The 19,054-nt window shown below is 48.6% G+C and carries 21 protein-coding genes; 7 read left to right on the top strand and 14 right to left on the bottom strand.

Annotated features, from left to right (window positions below):
• Positions 1-241: 241 nt before the first annotated feature.
• From DN062_RS00005 to DN062_RS00020, 4 genes are all read left to right on the top strand, one after another.
• Positions 242-523: a diguanylate cyclase domain-containing protein gene (locus DN062_RS00005; protein WP_162301219.1), complete on the top strand. Its 282-nt coding sequence runs from the start codon at positions 242-244 to the stop codon at positions 521-523.
• A 14-nt stretch (positions 524-537) separates the two neighbouring features.
• Positions 538-1,767 carry an FAD-dependent oxidoreductase gene (locus DN062_RS00010; RefSeq protein WP_275668086.1) on the top strand — a complete coding sequence of 410 codons (1,230 nt, stop codon included), beginning with the start codon at positions 538-540 and terminating at the stop codon, positions 1,765-1,767.
• A gap of 97 nt (positions 1,768-1,864) precedes the next feature.
• Positions 1,865-2,026 carry an alternative oxidase gene (locus DN062_RS00015; RefSeq protein ID WP_112156511.1) on the top strand — a complete coding sequence of 54 codons (162 nt, stop codon included), beginning with the start codon at positions 1,865-1,867 and terminating at the stop codon, positions 2,024-2,026.
• Positions 2,023-3,108, top strand: coding sequence for an AI-2E family transporter (locus DN062_RS00020; protein ID WP_112156512.1), 1,086 nt, complete (start codon positions 2,023-2,025; stop codon positions 3,106-3,108). The genes DN062_RS00015 and DN062_RS00020 overlap by 4 nt, the downstream gene beginning before the upstream one ends.
• An 80-nt stretch (positions 3,109-3,188) precedes the next feature.
• Here DN062_RS00020 and DN062_RS00025 read toward each other — a convergent pair whose 3' ends face one another.
• The 13 genes from DN062_RS00025 to DN062_RS00085 all read right to left on the bottom strand — a co-directional run bounded on the left by DN062_RS00025 (position 3,189) and on the right by DN062_RS00085 (position 12,530).
• A complete protein-coding gene (locus DN062_RS00025) occupies positions 3,189-3,434 on the bottom strand; it encodes a hypothetical protein (RefSeq protein ID WP_112156513.1) in 246 nt (81 codons plus the stop codon).
• A complete protein-coding gene (locus tag DN062_RS00030; protein WP_112156514.1) occupies positions 3,431-3,814 on the bottom strand; it encodes a phage holin family protein in 384 nt (127 codons plus the stop codon). The genes DN062_RS00025 and DN062_RS00030 overlap by 4 nt, the downstream gene beginning before the upstream one ends.
• On the bottom strand, positions 3,811-4,116 hold the full coding sequence (locus tag DN062_RS00035; RefSeq protein ID WP_112156515.1) for an ElaB/YgaM/YqjD family protein: 306 nt from the start codon (positions 4,114-4,116) through the stop codon (positions 3,811-3,813). The genes DN062_RS00030 and DN062_RS00035 overlap by 4 nt, the downstream gene beginning before the upstream one ends.
• Before the next feature lie 165 nt (positions 4,117-4,281).
• On the bottom strand, positions 4,282-5,982 hold the full coding sequence (locus DN062_RS00040; protein WP_112156516.1) for a complex I subunit 5 family protein: 1,701 nt from the start codon (positions 5,980-5,982) through the stop codon (positions 4,282-4,284).
• Complete coding sequence (locus tag DN062_RS00045; protein WP_112156517.1) at positions 5,979-7,475, bottom strand: complex I subunit 5 family protein; 1,497 nt, start codon at positions 7,473-7,475, stop codon at positions 5,979-5,981. The genes DN062_RS00040 and DN062_RS00045 overlap by 4 nt, the downstream gene beginning before the upstream one ends.
• Positions 7,472-8,920 (bottom strand): complex I subunit 5 family protein, encoded by a 1,449-nt coding sequence (locus DN062_RS00050; protein WP_112156518.1) that lies wholly within the window; start codon positions 8,918-8,920, stop codon positions 7,472-7,474. The genes DN062_RS00045 and DN062_RS00050 overlap by 4 nt, the downstream gene beginning before the upstream one ends.
• The gene (locus tag DN062_RS00055) at positions 8,920-9,228 is read right to left on the bottom strand and encodes an NADH-quinone oxidoreductase subunit K (protein WP_112156519.1); all 309 of its coding nucleotides are present in this window, start codon (positions 9,226-9,228) and stop codon (positions 8,920-8,922) included. The genes DN062_RS00050 and DN062_RS00055 overlap by 1 nt, the downstream gene beginning before the upstream one ends.
• Entirely contained in the window at positions 9,225-10,172 is a 948-nt protein-coding gene (locus DN062_RS00060) for an MnhB domain-containing protein (protein WP_162301220.1), read from the bottom strand. Before DN062_RS00060 ends, DN062_RS00055 begins: the two co-directional genes overlap by 4 nt.
• Positions 10,165-10,500: a cation:proton antiporter gene (locus DN062_RS00065; RefSeq protein ID WP_112156521.1), complete on the bottom strand. Its 336-nt coding sequence runs from the start codon at positions 10,498-10,500 to the stop codon at positions 10,165-10,167. The genes DN062_RS00060 and DN062_RS00065 overlap by 8 nt, the downstream gene beginning before the upstream one ends.
• Before the next feature lies 1 nt (position 10,501).
• Complete coding sequence (locus tag DN062_RS00070; protein WP_205126610.1) at positions 10,502-10,693, bottom strand: monovalent cation/H+ antiporter complex subunit F; 192 nt, start codon at positions 10,691-10,693, stop codon at positions 10,502-10,504.
• A gap of 94 nt (positions 10,694-10,787) precedes the next feature.
• Positions 10,788-11,291, bottom strand: a complete 504-nt coding sequence (locus tag DN062_RS00075; protein ID WP_162301221.1) for a Na+/H+ antiporter subunit E — start codon at positions 11,289-11,291, stop codon at positions 10,788-10,790.
• 16 nt (positions 11,292-11,307) lie between these two features.
• On the bottom strand, positions 11,308-12,204 hold the full coding sequence (locus tag DN062_RS00080; RefSeq protein WP_112156524.1) for a ChaN family lipoprotein: 897 nt from the start codon (positions 12,202-12,204) through the stop codon (positions 11,308-11,310).
• The gene (locus tag DN062_RS00085) at positions 12,201-12,530 is read right to left on the bottom strand and encodes a hypothetical protein (RefSeq protein ID WP_112156525.1); all 330 of its coding nucleotides are present in this window, start codon (positions 12,528-12,530) and stop codon (positions 12,201-12,203) included. Before DN062_RS00085 ends, DN062_RS00080 begins: the two co-directional genes overlap by 4 nt.
• Positions 12,531-12,637: 107 nt before the next feature.
• Here DN062_RS00085 and parC point away from each other — a divergent pair, with 107 nt between their 5' ends.
• Entirely contained in the window at positions 12,638-14,923 is a 2,286-nt protein-coding gene (parC, locus tag DN062_RS00090; RefSeq protein ID WP_112156526.1) for a DNA topoisomerase IV subunit A, read from the top strand.
• A gap of 68 nt (positions 14,924-14,991) precedes the next feature.
• Here parC and DN062_RS00095 read toward each other — a convergent pair whose 3' ends face one another.
• Positions 14,992-16,965, bottom strand: coding sequence for a hypothetical protein (locus DN062_RS00095; RefSeq protein WP_112156527.1), 1,974 nt, complete (start codon positions 16,963-16,965; stop codon positions 14,992-14,994).
• Between the two features lie 166 nt (positions 16,966-17,131).
• Between DN062_RS00095 and DN062_RS00100 the strand changes: the two genes are divergently transcribed.
• The gene (locus DN062_RS00100) at positions 17,132-18,388 is read left to right on the top strand and encodes a glutamate-5-semialdehyde dehydrogenase (protein WP_112156528.1); all 1,257 of its coding nucleotides are present in this window, start codon (positions 17,132-17,134) and stop codon (positions 18,386-18,388) included.
• Positions 18,389-19,042, top strand: coding sequence for a nicotinate-nucleotide adenylyltransferase (gene nadD, locus DN062_RS00105; RefSeq protein WP_239995638.1), 654 nt, complete (start codon positions 18,389-18,391; stop codon positions 19,040-19,042).
• Positions 19,043-19,054 lie beyond the last annotated feature (12 nt).

A 19,054-nucleotide genomic window follows, 5' to 3' on the forward strand; every position in this document is an offset into this window, starting at 1 on the left:
AACTCGAAATTGGGAGCCTAAAGGTGCCGTCTCACTAAATCCCGCAAGACTTGAAGAAATGGCACTCAACAAACAAGCAGCTTAAGCATAGTATTTTGGACAACTGGGTTGAAAACTACCGGCGTCGTGAGAGTGGTTATTTGTTGATGGTTCTCGCGGCCTACACCTGCTGCAATACTCGCAAGTTGATACGTTTACGCGCCGTTCGATGCTTCATATCAAACTAAGAGGGAAGTCTGTTTTGTCCCAGTCTTTTATGTTTTACGCTATTATTACCATAGTGGGAGGCTTGATTTTATTGCATTTTTATAAAAGTCTACAAACTCGCACGGCGATGGAGAGAGAGTCCGAGACGACAGTGTTGCATCATTGCAGCGCTAGTATCGGTGTGCCACTTTTCATCGATCATCAAGCCAGTCAAGAAGACATCCTTAAGTTGGCCGGTTTGGCAATGTATCAAGCAAAAAAAGAAGGGAGAAATATCATCCGCTACTTCGAAAATTCAGACAAACGTTCACAGTGACCTATTCTATAGCAGTGATTGGCAGTGGCATGGCAGGGCTGGCGGCCGCGTATCGGGCCGGATGCGCAGGCCACAAGGTCACCCTATTCGAAGCCCTCCATAGCCATGGCATGGATGCTCATGCTCTGACGGTGGAGGGCGGCTTAGTTGATGTCCCCCTGCGTGTGATGAGCCCTGATGCTTGGCCAAGCCTGCTCGAACTCGCCAAAGAGGTGGGGGTGGACATTTTCGAAGTACGCACTCATGCATCTTGCAGTTGGAGCAATCGTCACACCTGGTTTCGCAGCGGGGAAGTTCCAATTCTAGGCTGGCCTTTTATCGGTTCTTGGCGCTACCTGGATGTCCGTGCAATGCGCGTGTGCTTCGGTATCTGGCAGCTGGGACGCCTCACTCGAAAGCTCGAACACCTTAGCAGTGATGCGACTTTGGGTAAAATTCTTGAACAGCATAGGTTTGATCCACTGTTTTGGCGTGGGCTGGTGCTGCCGATCCTCACCACCATCTGTACCTGCGAAGAAAAATATCTGCTCAACTGGCCAGCAGTGCAGTTGCTGTCGTTACTGCATGGAATCCTCCACGGTTCTAGACTCTACCGCCTCACGGGCGGCACATCTACGCTGGTTCAAGGTCTGGCCAAAGGCTTGCCGCTGCATTCCGGTAGTCCCGTGGCACAGGTTGAGATCTGTGAGGAAGGGGTAAAGGTCTATAACAAGCGAGGTGAGGGTGGGGTGTTCGACCGAGTCATTGTGGCCACGCAGGCGAATCAGCTTGGTTTTTTAAATGATGCACAGTTTGGCGAGGAGCGGAAAATGCTGGAAGGCATCGAGTTCGACTCAGGTGAACTCTGGGTTCATCAGGATCCACGCTTCATGCCCTCGAAGAGAGAGGACTGGACTGTGCTAAATTTTCAGATGGATGAGGCACTGGCAAAGCCCATGTTTACCGTCTGGGTTAATCAGGTGGAACCCACGCTCAAGGGCCACGCGCCGATCTTCCAGACTTGGAACCCGCTGTTCGAACCAGATCCCGACACTGTGCTGTATCGGGTGCCATTGGAGCGCGCCGTCGTCCACTCTGGCACGGCTCGTGTCCACGAAGCCCTTGGGCAATGGCACTGCCAGCCTGGACGTAAAGTTTTCTTCTGTGGTTCTTGGGCATACGAAGGCGTGCCGCTGCTGGAATCCGCTGTGCGCTCGGCGAATGCCGTGGTGGAGGTTATTAGCAAGCAAAACAAAACACTATAGATGTAGCAAAGTTCGTGTAAATCATCGCCCGATTAGCGCGGCGATCAGTCCCCTAAAATAGTATGAACCACTATTTAAAAATGGAGCAGGAGTTAGGATGAAAAAAATAGAAGGTGAAACGCGGGCGGTTCACTTCCCTCCGCAGGATATGTCTGATCGCATCGCTCTTTCCACTGTGCGTTTTATGCGCTACTTTACCGATGTGTTTTTTGCTGGGCGTTATGGTCATCGTGCCGTGGTGCTGGAAACACAATCATGACAAATCAGTGGATACACACTGGCAGTAGCCTACAACGATACTTTTTCTTATTGCTGCTGATGTTGGTCAGCCTATTGTTTTTTTATCTCCTCAAACCGCTGTTCACGCCCGTGTTCTGGGCGTGTGTCATCAGTCTGCTGTTTTACCCATTTCAGACAAAATTACAGCGGCGCTGGGGTAGCAGGCCAAACCTCATTGCCTTGACCACCTTGTTGCTATGTTCTGTTGTGGCGGTGATTCCCATTTTGCTGTTACTGGCGTCTTTTGTACGGGAAGGCGCCATTCTTTATGAAAAAATCGATTCTGGTGAGATTGATCCCGAGGCCTATGTCGATCGTCTGCAGTCGGCATTGCCTCTCTTGCAGCGTCCCTTGGATTGGTTTGGCGTGGGGGCCGATTCTCTTAAAGAACATATCTCGTCTGGCGCCTTGGCCGCGAGTGGTTTTGCAGCGGAGAATGTTTTTTCTCTGGGGCAGAGCACCTTTAAGTTTTTCCTCAGTTTAGCACTGATGCTGTATCTGACCTTCTTTCTGCTGCGAGACGGTTCTCGTCTGGTGGATCTTGTTGCCCGTGCACTTCCCTTGGGCAAAGAGCGTGAACGACTGTTGTTTTCTAAGTTTGTGAAGGTGAGCCGTGCTACCGTAAAGGGGAATTTGGTGGTGGCCCTTGTGCAGGGAACACTAGGGGGGATTATCTTCTGGATACTGGGCATCTATGCTCCCGTTCTATGGGCAGTTGGCATGGCTATGCTGTCATTGATTCCAGCCGTTGGCGCTGGAGTGATCTGGCTACCATTTTCCATCTACTTGTTTGCCATTGGTGAGGTGAGCTCTGCAGTGGTGCTGGTGCTGTATGGTGTGCTGGTGATTGGCTTAGCAGACAACATTCTACGGCCAATTTTGGTGGGTCGAGATACTAAGTTACCTGACTGGTTGGTATTGCTCTCCACGCTGGGAGGCTTGATGACATTTGGTATTAACGGATTTGTTGTAGGGCCGTTGATTGCCGCGTTATTTCTTGTATTCTGGCAGATCTTCAGTCGAGACTTCAACGTGGATGGGTTACAGGATGAGCAAGAGTAGCGGCTTGGGCACAAGGCTCCGTTGACTGGGAGCATAGCGCCCAGCCTAAGCAAAACTGTGTTAAAGGGGTAAGGTGACGCTTATCTGTTGGTCTTGTTGGAAAACCTAGCCATGTAAAATCTCAACAACAAAGGCAGGGCTTTTGCTAGGAAGATCATCATTAATGTCGACTTACCTGTTAGCATGCGTAGGGCCATGCTGCGAGGAAAGGCATCATTGTCGGATGGCGGTTCAGGGTTGAACATGCGTCTCAACTTCTCTCTTTGCACCTGAAGCTGTTGGCGGAGCACCTTGCGTTGGTTGTTTGAGTTCGGGACTGATGTCATTGTTCAAACCTTTTGCGTATGAGTTCAAGATCTTCTGCCAGTTCCTCTCGGGTGTCGGAAAACGCTTGGTCGCCTTTTCTCGCCAGAGCATTGAACCTTAGGCATAGGATGGTAAAACCTGCGCAATAGACCACGGCTGCAGCAACCAGAGCAGAGATGCGATAAGGTGTATCCCAACTGGCCAGCAGTAGCAAGATCGTCAGTGAAACCAGAAGGCTGGTTAGCAGGCAAGCACCTACCAACAACAGCAATAGCATTCCCATCAACCGACGTTTTTCGACCGTCAACTCAACCCAAGCCAATTGGCTGTAGAGTGAACCTTGGGCAAGCAGTGCGCTAGCCGTTGATCCCATGCTGGTTTTTGACTGGTCTGAACTCATCTGCGTGTAAACAGGTAGCCGATCAGAAGACCAACAACAGCAGCCGTACCCACGGCTTTCCAGGGTTCGTCACAGATCTTTTCGGAGACTTCTGCACTGGTTTCATGCACTTTATCTGCCATGTCTAGGCCACGTTTGGTCATCTCTTTTTTGGCGGAAGTTAAGCGAGATAGAAGTTTTTCCTTCACGTCTGCAAATTCTTCTCCACCTAGGGTATCTGCTTCCTTGAGAAGTGATTCAAAGTCTTTAATGATGTTAGAAAACTCGTTGGACAGAGATGATGTTTTGTCTGAGGATTTCATTGTGGTGCCTTGATAGTTAATTTGTTGAACCCTCAATATGGCGACAAACGCGGCGGTTTTCTGTGCGCTAGAACACTCAGTAACTCTTTGGAGGATGAGCACGAGGGGGTTGTAAAGATGTTAATGCGTGGACTGCTGCTTGAGGCTCCTTCATCAACCTCTACATCAACGTAAGGCGTAAAGCGACACAATTAAAACCAGAGTTAACAGTCCAAAAAAAGCAGATAAGTAGCTTTGTATAGTTCTTTCTGCTTGGTTAAGTGCGATTAAGGTCGGCAGTGAAAATCCTGGCTTGGTTTCTTGTCCTTCAACACGTAAAGCGTTGCGTGAGGTCAGTCGATCTATCCGGGTTGCGCAGGCCTCTTTTATTTTTATTAACGGGTAAATAATATCTCCAGTGGGTATTTGAAAACGCAGATAGGACCCAACAAAATACAAAGCAACAAGCGTTAATCCGGGCACTAGAAGCAGGCTAGGATAGTGTCTCCACTGAGATAAAACCGAAGGTAGATCCAACTCAGGGATTAACAGACTTGGCCCCAAACCACAGATGACCACCAAACCACCCCATCCTAAATTCATGCTAAGTGGCAGTGCAGAAGGGGTCGGACTTTTTTCTTTCCACAATAGGCTTAGAAAGCGAAACATGAGTAAGGTCGTGGCCAGAGCGCTTGCCGTAATGCTGGGCAGCAACCAAATGGGTAAAGCGTCTTGGTCTAATACATGCTTAAGTGCTAGCTTTGCTTGAATACCGCTGTTAAAGACACCGATCAGCGACAAAGCAGGCACTAAAATACCGATTTCAATCATCAATAAGGACACGCCTTGATAGCGATCCTTAAGCCCGACGGATAAGAATAAGGCACCTTTGGCAATGGCATGATGAAAGGCAAAGAGTAGAAGCGTCGGTAGCAGAACGCTCCAGATATCTGGAGCGATGAATACTGCACCCAAGGCGCAGGTGATCAAGCCCATTTGACTGATGCTTGAATAAGCAAGAACGGCTTTGGGAAGCGTTTGTAATAGCCCTATGCCTCCTGCAACAAAGGCCGCCAAAAGTCCGATCAATATCATGATCAGTCCCATAGTGGGCAAAGCAATCATGCCGAAAGGCAAGATGGATAGCCATGCGAACAATCCCGCTTTGATCATGGCTCCACTCAAAACGGCGCTGGCCGGAGTGGGGGCGACAGGATGAGCTAGGGGCAACCACATGTGCAAAAATGGAAGCCCAGCTTTTACGCCAAAGCCAAGAAATAGGCAGGTTAGGGGAACCCATAGGTTCTCGGCTTGGGGTAAGTGCGTTTTCAGTTCTGCAAAAATAAGTGTGGAGTGGGCAGAGGCTGCGCTGGTTAAAAACAATCCCCCGAGAATCAGCATTTCACCCAAAACGGCCATCACTAAATAAATGCGTCCAGCAAATAGGGCATTGTCTTGTCGGGTGTGAATAACCAGCCCATAGGCTGAGAAGGTCATTAACGCAAAAAACGTATAAAAGCTAATGATGTCCTGGCTGATGAGCAAACCAAGGTTGCCTGCGAGTGTCATTAGCCATAGCAGCCAAAAGCGATTCGCATTTTGATCACTTTTTAAATAGCCTAGACCAAAGCAAGCTGAAAAAATCCACAATAAGGACGTGAAGCGAAGGAATACTTTATGGGTTAAGTCGGTTCCCCACAGACTGCCCAAAAACAATGAGGGTAGTTCTAGACTTTGACTCGGCATAAAGCTTAGCAAGAGGGCAGGCAGTGGCGCTAAAATAGCCAAGTAGGGAATCATTGCCCGGCTAGCAGGATGTAAAAATGCCAATAGTAATATCAAAGGCAGACAGGGAGTTATGAAGAGCCAAAACTGAAAAAAAGTCATGGTTGATACTCCCGAATGACAATGAGTCGAGCCCAGCTCAGTGGGCTGAGGTCTGAACCCGCAAATAAGCCGGCCGCAACACTTAATGCGGCCGTAATTAAAGCTGGAATGAGCAGTAAGGGGGCTGTGTCACGCCATTGCGTGAAGGCTTCATGTGGCCATTGACCTTGTTGCGGTAAAAACCAGATACGATACAGCACGGGCAAAAAATAGGCCGCGTTTAGCAGGCTGCTGCCAATGAGGACCCAAATAACCCAATCCATTCCCGCCGCCAATGCGCCCGTTCCGAGATACCACTTGCTGATAAACCCAGCAACGGGCGGAATGCCAATCATGCCCAGTGCGCCAAGGGTAAATGCGGCACTGGTCATGGGCATTCGTCTTCCTGTGCCATTGAGTTCGTGTATTTTGTGTATCCCTAAGGTTTCTGCATAGTTCCCTGCACAAAAGAACAGAGTCACTTTCATAAGACCTTGGTGCAGAAGATGAACCAGCCCGCCAACGGTGCCGATAGGGCCGAGCAGTGTGACGCCCAAAACAATGTAGGAAACCTGGCTGACAGTTGAGAAGGCCAGTCGCTTTTTAATATCGGTTTGTTGCAACGCGCGCCATGAGCCATACAGAATCGTAAAGCTTGCTAAGAGGCTTAAGGGTAAAACATAACCTTGCTGCCAAGCCAGTTCGATACCAAAGACATCGTAAATGACTCGAATAATACCAAACGCGCCTGCTTTTACGACAGCAACCGCATGCAGCAGTGCGCTGACTGGGGCAGGCGCAACCATGGCAGTGGGTAGCCAGCCATGGAAGGGAAACAATGCGGCTTTCACGGCCATACCACCAATCAGCAGAAGAAAAATAATGGCACTTGCGATTGGAGATGTTTCAGTAAACTCAGCCATCTGTGACGTTTGACCAAACGCCAGATCTCCAACAAAGGCATAAAATAAGGCAACCCCTACGAGCAATACGACCCCGCCACTGAGCGTGTAGGCGAGGTACGTTCGCCCTGCTTTAAGCGATTGTGGCGTTCCACGATGGACGACAAGGGGATAGGTTGAAAGGGTGAGGAGTTCGTAAAAAATCAGAAAGGTGAACAGGTTACCCGCAAGCGAAATCCCCATCGTGCTGGCCACGCAAAGGCTAAAGTAGCCAAAAAAACGGCTGCGATTAGGGGAGTTTTCCAGATAGCCAATGGCGTAAAGAGTGGTGCATAACCAGAGAATAGAAGACAGGCCAGCGAACAGCATCGCCAGTGCATCTGCGCGCAGAACTAAGGATAACCCCGGAAGTATCTCTAAGGACACCTCGGGCGTTTCTTGTTGTGCGACAAGGCGGATAAGTAAGATGATCAGTCCGATCTTGACCACCGCTGCAACAAGGTTGAGGGTTGAGCGCAACCCATGTCGCTCTTCTGGCAGCATGAAAATCACTATTGCTGCTAGGAAGGAGGTCATTAGAACCCAGAGGGGCAACAGGCCAAAAAAACTCATTGCGCCACCACTGCCGATATTGGAAGCAAATCAAGCACAAGCATCGATGCGAGCCCTAGAAGAATACTTAACACTGACAAGCTGAGTGCGGTCCATTCAAGAACGGCAGCGGGTTGTTTAAAAGAGTCTCCGCCTTCAACCTCTCGATAGGTGTAGGAGAAAACACGAAAAATATAGGCAGCAGATAAAAGACTACCCATGATGATCACCGCCACCCATACCCATTGAGACTGCAACATAGCACTTTGAATTAATAGCCATTTGCCATTAAAACCGCCACTTGGTGGAAGTCCCATAATACTGACGCCGGCTAAACCAAACGCAAAAATATTTAAGGGGCGATAACGACTCAGTCCTGCGAGTGATTTCAGATCTTTTTGCCCCGAACAGAAAAGCAAGTTTCCGGCCGCAAGAAACATACCGGCTTTTGCCAGCGCATGAGCAAGCAACATTAATACCCCACCCTGAAAGGCGAGGTGGCTAGCATGAGCATCAACAGGAGAAAGTAATGGAAAAATCAGCATGAAATAGCCAACTTGAGCGAGTGTTGAATAGGCAATGACGAGCTTAAGATGCGTTTGGTTTAATGCCATCCATCCCCCCCATAGAATTGCCGCGCTGCCTAAAATACCCATGAGCATACCTGCACTTGCGGACGCAATTTCAAGGGAGAGCTCTGTCCATAAGCGTAAGACGATGTAAAACGAGGCTTTGATGACCAATGCTGAGAGCAATGCGCTGACGGGAGTCAACGCACCGCCATGAGCAGGCGGTAGCCAGCTGTGCATAGGAAATACGGCGGTTTTCATGAGTAAACCGATACACATGAAGCCTAAGGCCACGGCTGAAGACAGTGTCAGCGAAAAGTGCTGACTTAACTCCGGCAGCGACAGGGTGCCGTAAGTTGCGTAGAGCAGAGCAACACCAAGCAAGTAACCGATGGAGCCTAAGAGCGCGGCAAATAAATAGCGCAGAGCGGCTGCGAGAGATGTGGCATCACGACTGAGGGCGACTAGGCCAACCGCCGCTAAGCTTAAGAGTTCTAAGCCCACGTATAAATTAAAAAGGTCTGAGCTGAGCCATATACTGTTAAGCGCCGCCCATAGAAACCAGAAAAATGGCCAGAATAATTTAAGCTGTGTTGCACTCAGATAAACACATGCGTAAAGCGCACAAACACTGGCGACCAACGCACTCATCAAGGAAAAAATGAGAGCGAGACCATCGACTCTCAGCTCGATGCCTAGGGGGGCAGACCAGTTACCCATCGCTTCGTTGAAAGTGCCTTGCCCATAAAATTGAAATAACAAAGACACGTTATTCAGTAGCAAAGCGGTGATGAGTATAAATGACATCACTGTGCGCCAGCGTTTCGATAGCGCCAGCGATACCAAGGCACCTAAAAGTGGAAAAACAATGAGTCCAGCGATAGGGAAGTGGGCCATTATGAGGGTCCCTGATCTTCAGGCAGAGTGGCGTGCTTTGTCAGTGCAGCCCAGCGTCGAATTAACACCAACGCCAACGCAGTTGCGGCAACGGCAACAACAATACCCGTGAGCACCAGCGCTTGCGGAATATAATCCGGCTGACCACGGCCACTTTGAGAAAGTCCAACTAAAATCAAAAATGTGCCGCTACCCAGTAAGTTAAAGGCGATTAGACGTCGTAATAAATGGCTGTGCAGTATAAATCCGAACACGCCAATACCACACAAACCAACCCCTCCGTACGCGAATATTAGATAACTACTCATGGCGTATCCTTCTTTTGAAAGGTTGAGGCGCTTTGAGACAAAAGAAACAAACTAAATAAAATCCATCCGATAGACAGTGTTAGACCAAGCTCGATCAATAAAATTAAGACACCTGCATGGGCGTCTGGGTAGGTTAAGAAGGGTTGCCCTTGTAATAGCGGCACGGCGCCAACAAGAACAAAAATAGCTAAGCCAAAGATCCAGCCTCGTTTGAGATAGTGTTCATTTTGAGCGAGCTGGGTTTTAAGGCCAACCAGATAAAACAACACGAATGCAGAGGCTAACACTGCACCTGCTTGGAAGGCACCACCAGGTTGGGTTGAGCCGGCCCACAGTAAGTACATACTGACTAAAAAGATCATGGGAAAAAACAGTTTTAAACAGGCGTGGAGTAGCTGGTTAGGTAAGAATTCGTTAGCGACTGGATGCTCATCGGACTGGCGCAGGGTCAAGGCCACTAATGCGGCTAGCACTAAGACGGCCACCTCAAGGAGTGTATCGTAACTACGGAAGTTGAGAAGTATAGCCGTAATCGGGTGTGTGACCCCTGATTCCGCCAAGTTTTCGCTGACCTTAAGGTCAAGCGCCACCACTGGGCTCAGCGGTTCGCTTACTGCCAATCCTAGAGCCAGAATCACTCCCGTTCCTGAAAGAAGCGCGAGCCAAAAACGAGGCTGTTTAAGTTGTAGCAATTGCGGTGGGGTGTTCGAGGTCGCGCGCAAATGCGCCAAGGCGTCCAATAGTAAAATGCCAGTAATGCCAGCTCCAATAGCAGCTTCGGCCAAGGCAATGTCGGGGGCATCCAAACGTATCCAAACCAGCGATAAAATAAGTCCCAGTAAGATAAAAAACATCACAGAGCGAAACAGGCTTTGGGTAAATAAGCTGAGTGTTGCTAAGCCAAGGAGGATGCAAATGAGCGTCAGGTCGATCAGTTCATTCATTTTCAGACTCCAAGTGAGGTTCAGTTTCACCGGGTTGGCACAGAGGAATACACTGCTCATCCGCTTCCCATGCCACCAAATGACCACTGAGTGCACTGGCAATCATTACAAGCCCCCAAATTAACAGTAATTTTAGGGCCAGTGCGACCGACTCAATATTTAGAATGAGCGCCAAAACAATAAGACCTAACCCGAGGTTGTCGGCTTTGGTCAAGGCATGGATACGTGTGTAAGTATCAGGAAAACGGATCAAACCGAGTGAGCCGATGCAAAACATTAAGGCACCGGAGATCAGCAAAAAACTCTGCAGTATTACGAGTAAGTTCATACTAGGAGTCCTTTTTTTCTCGAGTGAATCCCCATACGCGGCCGACAAATGCGATGGCAACAAGCATGGCAAGTAAGGCCAGAACCAAGGCCGTGTCACGTGCGGCTGGTTGGTTTTGTAGCTCGGCAAAAATAAGTAAAACCGCAACGCCAGTGGAGCCTGTCAGTTGAGCCGCCATAATGCGATCAGCCATTCTTGGTCCCCGCCAAATTCGAAAAACACCCATCAGCAATGAGAGGAGCAAAATTACCAGTGTTATAGAATAAAGACTGTTCATTTTGTAACCCTTAATGAGGTAGCGGTTCTAATGAGAAAACACGAGCTATATAGTTTTCCAAGCGAATGAGTTCAGGCTGAATGTTTTCAGGTGTATCTAAACAATGAATTTTCAAGCCATTTTGAGTGGTTCTGACACTGAGAGTTCCTGGCAATAGACTCATGGTGATCATAAACAGCCATAAGGGCAACCCTGTGAGCTGAGTCGTAAAGTCCGTCATGCAGGAGCATACGGGAAGGCGACGATCCAGTGTTCGTCTGGCAATATCAATCCCTGCAATAAGCGATGCATACATGAAGTAGCCTGCAAATCTGAGCAACCCAATAGGGTTAATTCGATAAGGCGAGGGTGGATAGACTCGTAGGCTGATCAGGCTGCAAATCAATACACTTGGCAGGCCGATCACCCAACTAGAGGGATCGCCTTCACTGAGAATCCACCAAAATAGGCCACCCATTAAACTGCGCACCATCAAGGTGGGTAGGTTAAACCATGTTGCTGAGTGATCCATCATCGCTAGATAAACTCCGTTATTTAAAAGCCGCGCAATAGTCTTGAGGCGCATTGGCGGGTGTAAACCAAAGGATATCAGCGCTTGATTGAGCGAGGGGTGACCCTGGATAGGATAAAGGTAAATAGGTTTGAGCATTTGTTGACTCACTCAATGCACTGAGCAATAGCACCTTAACAGGTATCGAGGCTGGCATCCATCTGGGTACTCCTAAGTCATGATGGGTATGAATAGCACCTGCGATGAACACATTGACCTTGTCACTGACTCGATATTGGGTCATGCGTTGAGCCATATGTTGGTCGCGAGCCAGTTGGACTTGAAGCATGTTGTCTAGGTGTTCTCGTGGAAGTTGTTCGCAATGGCTACTGAACAACAGATCCTTCATGAACTCGCTATGCGCATGATCCAAAATCCCTTCCGGTGCGCCCGTTTGGTATGCCGAACGTTGTGCATCTCTGGGTAAGTCGGCACCTATCACAGCAACGGCATGATCCAGTGCGGCGCGTACTTGTGCTTCGTAACGACTCCAACCCCAGCCTTGACTCCATCCTAAATCCTCTGGAGTTACTTCCTGTCCTCGGCCTAGCCAAGCATCAAGTTCACGTTGCATTTCAGACGTGGCCATCTCAAACGCAACACTGCCTAAGCGTGATTGAGCGGCGAGCGCTTCGATCATTTGGGTTTGAAGTTGATGATGATCAGGATTGTCGTGGAGTTCTCCCATGAGTAGCCAGCTGCCGGATGGCAGGCTATCGATCAGTTCATCAATATCTGTGAAGCGATCATCTGCGCTGTACCAAAGTTTTCCGACGAGCGGGTGAGATTGATGCTCAGGGGCTAGCCATTGTGCCCAGCTTGGAAGGCTCGTCAGCAAGAGCGAGATGCAAACTGCATGTAATAAACGATACTTCATGAGTGACGCTGCGTGCTTTTGACATCAAGATAGTCACGCTGGATAACAGTTTCCAACGCATTGACAGCAGCAACGAGTTCATCAAAGGTTTCGCGGCAGTTGCGAAGCTGTTTGATTTGATCGGCGGAGGGAACGCTGTTCGGTGACAAATTGGCGATATCGAGTAGCTCGCTGATGTAAGCCGCGCGGGTATGCGCTACCATGGACAGCAGCGGTTTGAGGTCTTCAAGGCTAAGCTCTGGAATAACGGGATTAATAATCTCGCGATTGATTTCGCGACGATACTTTTCAAGTTCGAGCAATAAACGATTATTTGTAACAGCCATGATCTTTCCTCAATTGGGTGAATACCTTTATTATGGTATCAGGGTTGTAATTGTGAAGCCTCTTTATTGATTTTTACGGAAAAAATTTGCACTGATCGGAATTATTAATGGCGATTGAAACCACTTTCAACGGTGAAACAGAACGTTTACCCTTACGAACCTTTAGCGAAAAAGCCTATCTGGACTATTCGATGTACGTGATTTTGGATCGTGCATTGCCCCATATCGGTGATGGCATGAAGCCTGTTCAGCGGCGTATTGTCTACGCCATGTCTGAATTAGGACTTAAAGCCACGGCGAAGTATAAAAAATCAGCGCGTACAGTGGGTGATGTCTTAGGTAAGTTTCATCCTCATGGCGATTCAGCCTGTTATGAAGCCATGGTGTTGATGGCACAGCCCTTTAGTTACCGCTATCCCTTGGTAGATGGTCAGGGTAACTGGGGATCGCCAGATGATCCAAAGTCCTTTGCCGCGATGCGTTACACTGAGTCGCGTTTAGCGCCTTATGCTGAAGTATTGCTGAAAGAGTTGGGATTGGGAACCGTTAATTGGCAGCCCAATTTTGATGGCACCCTTGATGAACCAGAAGTGTTGCCTGCAAGGTTACCCAATATTCTCTTGAATGGCGGGACGGGGATCGCAGTGGGCATGGCCACGGATATTCCGCCTCATAACCTACGTGAAGTGGCAAGCGCGTGTATTCATTTGTTGGACTTTCCAGATGCAAAGGTGACGGAGCTATCTCAGTTCGTTTTAGCGCCGGATATGCCAACGGAAGCAGAAATCATTACGCCAAAGTCTGAGCTGCGTAAGCTGTATGAGACAGGGCGCGGTTCTGTCAAAATGCGCGCTGTCTATACGCGCGAAGATGGCGATATCGTGATTACGGCTTTGCCTTATCAGGTATCGGGTGCCAAGGTGCTTGAGCAAATTGCGGCTCAAATGCAGCAAAAGAAGTTGCCGATGGTCAGTGATTTGCGTGACGAATCCGATCACGAAAATCCAACGCGTTTGGTCATTATTCCACGTTCAAATCGAGTCGATGCCGAGCAGTTGATGGCGCATTTGTTCGCCTCCACCGATCTTGAACGCAGTTATCGCGTCAATATGAACATGATTGGTGTTGACGGTCGCCCTCAGGTCAAAGACCTGCGCAGGATCTTGGTCGAGTGGCTAGGCTGGCGTACCGAAGTGGTCCGGCGTCGATTGCAGCATCGCTTGCAAAAAGTATTGGACCGTTTGCATATTTTGGAAGGTTTGTTAGTAGCTTACTTAAATATCGACGAAGTCATTCGGATTATTCGGGAAGAAGACAATCCTAAGCAAGAAATGGTTGCTCGTTTTGGTATTTCAGAGATACAAGCGGATGCTATTCTCGATCTGAAACTCCGTCATTTGGCGCGTTTGGAAGAGTTTAAAATTCGTTCTGAGCAAGATGAGTTGGCCGCTGAGCGCAAATACCTTGAAGACACGCTGGGCTCCTCCGAGTTAATGCGTCAGTTGATTCGTAAAGAAATTGAAGAAGCGGCGGTTGAGTTCGGTGACGAGCGCCGCTCTCCTCTGGTTGAGCGTGAAGAGTCACAAGCTTTTAGCGAAAAAGACCTGCTGTCATCCGATCCAGTGACGGTTGTTTTATCAAAGCAGGGCTGGATTCGTGCGGCGAGAGGCCATGATATCGATGCATCTGGGCTTAGCTATAAGTCTGGCGATGGCTTCAAATTGGCCTGTGCAGGGCGTATGAATCAGCCAACCCTGTTGTTGGATTCGACGGGGCGCAGCTACACGCTGGATACGCACACACTGCCTTCAGCGCGTGGTCAAGGAGAGCCTGTCACAGGCAAGTTGACATTGCCTAAAGGGGCCAGCATTGATGCGCTGCTGTGTGCGTCTGATTCTGAACGGGTGCTATTGGCTTCAGATGCAGGGTACGGCTTTGTGACACGCGTATCGGATTTGACGAGCAAAACGAAGAACGGTAAAGCGGCACTCAGTTTGCCGACAAACGCGAAAGTATTGCCGCCAGTGGTGGTGAAACAGCCGGAATCGGATCTGTTGGCTGCGGTGACGAACGAAGGGCGTATGCTGGTGTTCCCTGTATCTGAGCTGCCTGAGTTAGCGAAAGGTAAAGGTAATAAGATCCTGAATATACCCTCGGCGAAAGCCAGTTCGGGTGAGGAATTACTCGTTGCGTTAACGGTGCTTCCTGCTGAGGCAACTCTAGTGGTGAATGCTGGGCGTCAGCACCTTAAGTTAAAAGGCGAGGATTTGCAGCATTATCAAGGAGAGCGAGGACGTCGTGGAAATAAACTGCCAAGAGGTTATCAGCGTGTGGATAGTTTGATAGTGATCCAAGACGCATCTGACAAAGAGCCAGAGAGCAGTGGCGAATAGTCAGGGCACGGGTGAATGACTCCCAGCGCGACCGATACGTGGACGATTGGTCGCGGTGGGAGGGGCGTTTATACAAGCTTACTTAATAAGTGTTTGGCTTGTTTTTCAAGTAGGTCGTGATACGAGGTTCCAACGTGCAAAATCAAGACTTTGTCTTCATTTTCACGACGGATATTGGCACCATCTAACAGAGACCGCTTCAGTTCTGGAGCTTCAGTAAGCGCCGTGTGACTGATCAAATCATTGCTATGCGTATTACGTGTTAAAAAACGCGCTTCTTCAAGTAAACGATCTTGTTTGTCACGACGTCCCCTGACAAGCGCCATATGAAGGTTCATGACGGGTTGGAAGTAACGAATCCGACTTTGATTGTAGTGCTTGTATAAATGGGTAAAGAGCATTGCCGCGCACACCGCATTTACGCCGTGGGTATCATCCTCTTGCGCTTCGTCAAAGTGCAGTAATAAATCACCATTTTTACATTCCGACACTTCGGCGTTATAGATGGCTGCGACTGAGTTGGCCAGCTCTTGATAGGCTCCTATGAGCTGAGCTCGTTCCTCTTCATCAACGTATTCAGCATGAGCACTGGTGGTGTCGATTAGCATCAAATAGGCCGCTTCTTTGGCATCTAACACTAACTCTAGGTCCTGCTCAAAGGCATAGATATTAGGTGTGCTATCTTCTCGACTTGCGCTAAGAGGGTTATTGGGCATTGAAAAATGTGACTCATCCTCATCATCGCGTATGGCTCTGCCAAAGCTTTCTTCTAATTCAAAGCCATCATCAGGATCAGAGCCGCGTTGGAAGTGGTCGTGGGTATGCAACATGGCGACCTTAGGATTGAATTCAGGAATAACGCGATGTTTTGGTTCGGGTTTGAGCAGTGAAACGAGTTCATGATCATTGAGTTCTTGTTTATGCGAGGCACGCATTCCCATATCCGAAGACTTACTCTCGTTATGATGTGGGTAGAGCAGAGGTGGCTCAGGCTCGTCGTCTAAGTACGTTGAGATGGCTGGAATCTCATCGTCTACAAACTTTGGTTGTTGAGCTGGAGTCTGTGCAGTTTGAGATCGACGAATGGAATCTGCGAGCGGGCGAGCACTGGCTGCATACTCGTTGACATCGGCAAAGACTCTACGCGTATCAGCGGGTGTATTGCTGGAGCGACTGTCATGAGCATGAATGGGCGATTCTTGAATCCGCTTAGTTTCTTCAGTCGGTGCCTGTACAGACATACTGCTGTGTGTTCTTTCCGGAGCTCTTTCGGGAATTCTTTCAGAGGTCTTAGGTGTTATTTCTGGTGCTCTGTCTGGTGCTTTTTCCGGTGCTCTTTCCGGAATGATATCAGCCTTACTAAACGCGGCTTGCGGGATGGCATCGGAGTTAAGATCAACAGGTTCACGTAATAATTCATCCAAATTGATCTCAGGCAGACTATCACTTTGATTTTGCTCTTTCATCGCATTGCTAAGGGCTGCATCAAAACGATTTTTGGTTTCCTTAACGCGATTAACCGCACGCTCTGGACGGCTTGAAATACTTAACCATAACGAAAATAATGTCAGTAAAAAGGTTCCTGCTGCACCTGCGAGCATGAGTTTGTGTTGACGCTCAACGATGGCGTTAATGGGTGTTACATCACTCCAGATACTGAGTTTGCCGAGTATTTCATTGGCTCCTGACAGCTCCACACTGAAAACCGTTCCTTGTGTGTCTCCGGCCATTCCTAGCCGTAAACCCGATGGATCGGTGAGCTCCATTCCTGTAACCATTGGCTGAGAGCTGAGTTCATTCAGAATGTAATTAAGGCTAACGCGATCGTCATTCAGTAAAAAGGGTTGGATTAAGACCCCGGCACTGCGCGCCAATGACTGGCTTAATTCTGATGCATTACGCTCAGACATGAGTTGGCTATCCGTTTTTAACAAAATAGCGGTGAGAACGATGCCCGCAAGCATAATAATAGCGGTGACAAACAGGGCTCTGAAGCTGCTGTTACCTTTGGGTGTTTCCTTGTCTGAGTCTACGGTGCTCATGTGATGCTTAATCCGCAATAAAAGATCAACTTGTAAGATTAAATATGATACCAGTTACCTTACTTCAGTCACACCTGTCAGAGAAGATGATTCCTTGAATGACCCCCGTTGAATAGCAGGTTATAATGGCGTATCGGCAGCGAGATAAAACGGGAAAGTAAGTCGCATGAATACTGAAGCATACATGATAGATTTGGGGCAAAAGGCACGCCATGCCTCGCGTCTGATTGCAAAAGCAGATACGCAGCAAAAAAATAAAGCTCTGCTTGCAATGGCAAAGGCGATTGACGAAGCACGTGCTGAGTTGATGAGCGCCAATGAAAAAGATTTGATAGCAGGTCGTGAAAAAGGGCTGGATGCCGCGATGCTGGATCGTTTAGCTCTGACGCCTGCTCGTATTGATGGCATGATCGAAGGTCTCAATCAGGTGGCGGCATTGCCTGATCCCATCGGGGGAATCACGGGGATGAACTACAGGCCCTCTGGTATTCAAGTCGGCAAAATGCGAGTGCCTCTCGGTGTTATTGGTATTATCTATGAATCCCGTCCTAATGTGACGGTTGAAGCGGCCAGTCTTTGCTTAAAATCAGGCAACGCGGCGATTCTTCGTGGTGGCTCTGAGTCTGTGAATTCCAACCTGGCAATTGCTCGCTGTGTTCAACAAGGACTAGAGGCCGCTGGTTTACCGCTTGAAGTGATTCAGGTTGTTGAAACGTCAGATCGAGCAGCGGTGGGCCATCTCATCACCATGCCAGACTATGTGGATGTAATTGTTCCACGCGGGGGCAAAGGCTTGATTGAGCGTATTTCAAAAGAAGCACGAGTGCCTGTCATTAAACACTTGGATGGTATTTGCCATGTGTATATCGACAAAGCCGCCGATAAAATCAAAGCGATCAATATTTCGATTAATGCTAAGACCCATCGCTATGGTACCTGCAATACCATGGAGACCCTTTTGATTCATGAATCCATTGTTTCAGACGTGCTATCTGAGCTAGCGGAGCGTTATCAAGCGGCGGGTGTTGAACTCAGAGGCTGTCCTCTCACATTGAATCGTTTGCCTGGCATTACGCCTGCAACGGAGGAAGATTGGGCAACAGAGTATTTAGCACCTGTTCTGGCAATACGTATTGTTGAATCAATGGATGAAGCGATCGCCCATATTAACCAGTATGGTTCACACCATACCGATGCAATCATTACTGAAAACTACACGGATGCTCGTGTCTTTCTAAGAGATGTCGATTCAAGTTCGGTCATGGTGAATGCATCGACCCGTTTTGCAGATGGTTTTGAGTATGGTTTAGGTGCGGAAATCGGTATTTCCACAGATAAAATACATGCTCGCGGACCTGTTGGCCTTGAAGGGCTTACATCAGAAAAGTACATCGTTTTTGGTGATGGTCAGGTACGCGTCTGAGTGAAGATTGATCAGAATCCTTTTGTGTTCATGGGTGGGACGTTCGATCCCATCCATAATGGACATCTGCGTTCAGCGCTTGAGCTTCAGCAGTGGTTAGGTTGTGAACAAGTGTGCTTAGTTCCCTCTGGACAACCCGTTCATAAACATTATGATGTCTGCCCCGCTCAACATAGGTTAGAAATGGTCAGGCTGGCGGCTCAGGATGCTTGGCGTTTGTCGGTGGATGATCGAGAGGTGAGTTCGGATACGCCATCCTATACCCTAAAAACACTGCATTCTTATCGAGAAGAGCTAGGGAGCGATCGACCGATTATTATGGTCGTCGGAATGGATGCGTATTTAACTCTACCAACTTGGCAAGGATGGGATACTTTTCTGTCGCTCTGTCATATCATAGCAGTGGCAAGGCCTGGGTATGACTACCGTCCAGATGCCATAATGGATAACTATACACGTGCGCATCAAGTAAACAATGCACAAAAATTGAAAGATGAACCCTATGGCCATGTCTTAATTCATGAATTAACGCCGCTAGGGATCTCTGCAACACAGATTCGTCACTTGATACAACTTGGCCAAACACCCCGTTTTTTGCTGCCAGATCAAGTGTGGGAATACATTAAACATAATAAGCTTTATGGCTTTAAATGAGGCAAACAGACT

Origin of the sequence: Nitrincola tibetensis (assembly GCF_003284585.1) — a bacterium.
Taxonomy (GTDB): Bacteria; Pseudomonadota; Gammaproteobacteria; order Pseudomonadales; family Balneatricaceae; genus Nitrincola; species Nitrincola tibetensis.

Bases quoted from the DNA above. Each gene is read 5' to 3' on its own strand.
- DN062_RS00100 (WP_112156528.1), top strand. From the start codon at position 17,132: ATGAATACTGAAGCATACATGATAGATTTGGGGCAAAAGGCACGCCAT.
- DN062_RS00015 (WP_112156511.1), top strand. From the start codon at position 1,865: ATGAAAAAAATAGAAGGTGAAACGCGGGCGGTTCACTTCCCTCCGCAG.
- DN062_RS00085 (WP_112156525.1), bottom strand. From the start codon at position 12,530: ATGGCTGTTACAAATAATCGTTTATTGCTCGAACTTGAAAAGTATCGT.
- DN062_RS00080 (WP_112156524.1), bottom strand. From the start codon at position 12,204: ATGAAGTATCGTTTATTACATGCAGTTTGCATCTCGCTCTTGCTGACG.
- DN062_RS00075 (WP_162301221.1), bottom strand. From the start codon at position 11,291: ATGATGGATCACTCAGCAACATGGTTTAACCTACCCACCTTGATGGTG.
- DN062_RS00040 (WP_112156516.1), bottom strand. From the start codon at position 5,982: ATGACTTTTTTTCAGTTTTGGCTCTTCATAACTCCCTGTCTGCCTTTG.
- DN062_RS00095 (WP_112156527.1), bottom strand. From the start codon at position 16,965: ATGAGCACCGTAGACTCAGACAAGGAAACACCCAAAGGTAACAGCAGC.
- DN062_RS00055 (WP_112156519.1), bottom strand. From the start codon at position 9,228: ATGAGTAGTTATCTAATATTCGCGTACGGAGGGGTTGGTTTGTGTGGT.
- DN062_RS00025 (WP_112156513.1), bottom strand. From the start codon at position 3,434: ATGACATCAGTCCCGAACTCAAACAACCAACGCAAGGTGCTCCGCCAA.
- DN062_RS00035 (WP_112156515.1), bottom strand. From the start codon at position 4,116: ATGAAATCCTCAGACAAAACATCATCTCTGTCCAACGAGTTTTCTAAC.
- DN062_RS00065 (WP_112156521.1), bottom strand. From the start codon at position 10,500: ATGAACTTACTCGTAATACTGCAGAGTTTTTTGCTGATCTCCGGTGCC.
- DN062_RS00030 (WP_112156514.1), bottom strand. From the start codon at position 3,814: ATGAGTTCAGACCAGTCAAAAACCAGCATGGGATCAACGGCTAGCGCA.
- DN062_RS00070 (WP_205126610.1), bottom strand. From the start codon at position 10,693: ATGGCTGATCGCATTATGGCGGCTCAACTGACAGGCTCCACTGGCGTT.
- DN062_RS00020 (WP_112156512.1), top strand. From the start codon at position 2,023: ATGACAAATCAGTGGATACACACTGGCAGTAGCCTACAACGATACTTT.
- parC (WP_112156526.1), top strand. From the start codon at position 12,638: ATGGCGATTGAAACCACTTTCAACGGTGAAACAGAACGTTTACCCTTA.
- DN062_RS00060 (WP_162301220.1), bottom strand. From the start codon at position 10,172: ATGAATGAACTGATCGACCTGACGCTCATTTGCATCCTCCTTGGCTTA.
- DN062_RS00045 (WP_112156517.1), bottom strand. From the start codon at position 7,475: ATGAGTTTTTTTGGCCTGTTGCCCCTCTGGGTTCTAATGACCTCCTTC.
- DN062_RS00050 (WP_112156518.1), bottom strand. From the start codon at position 8,920: ATGGCCCACTTCCCTATCGCTGGACTCATTGTTTTTCCACTTTTAGGT.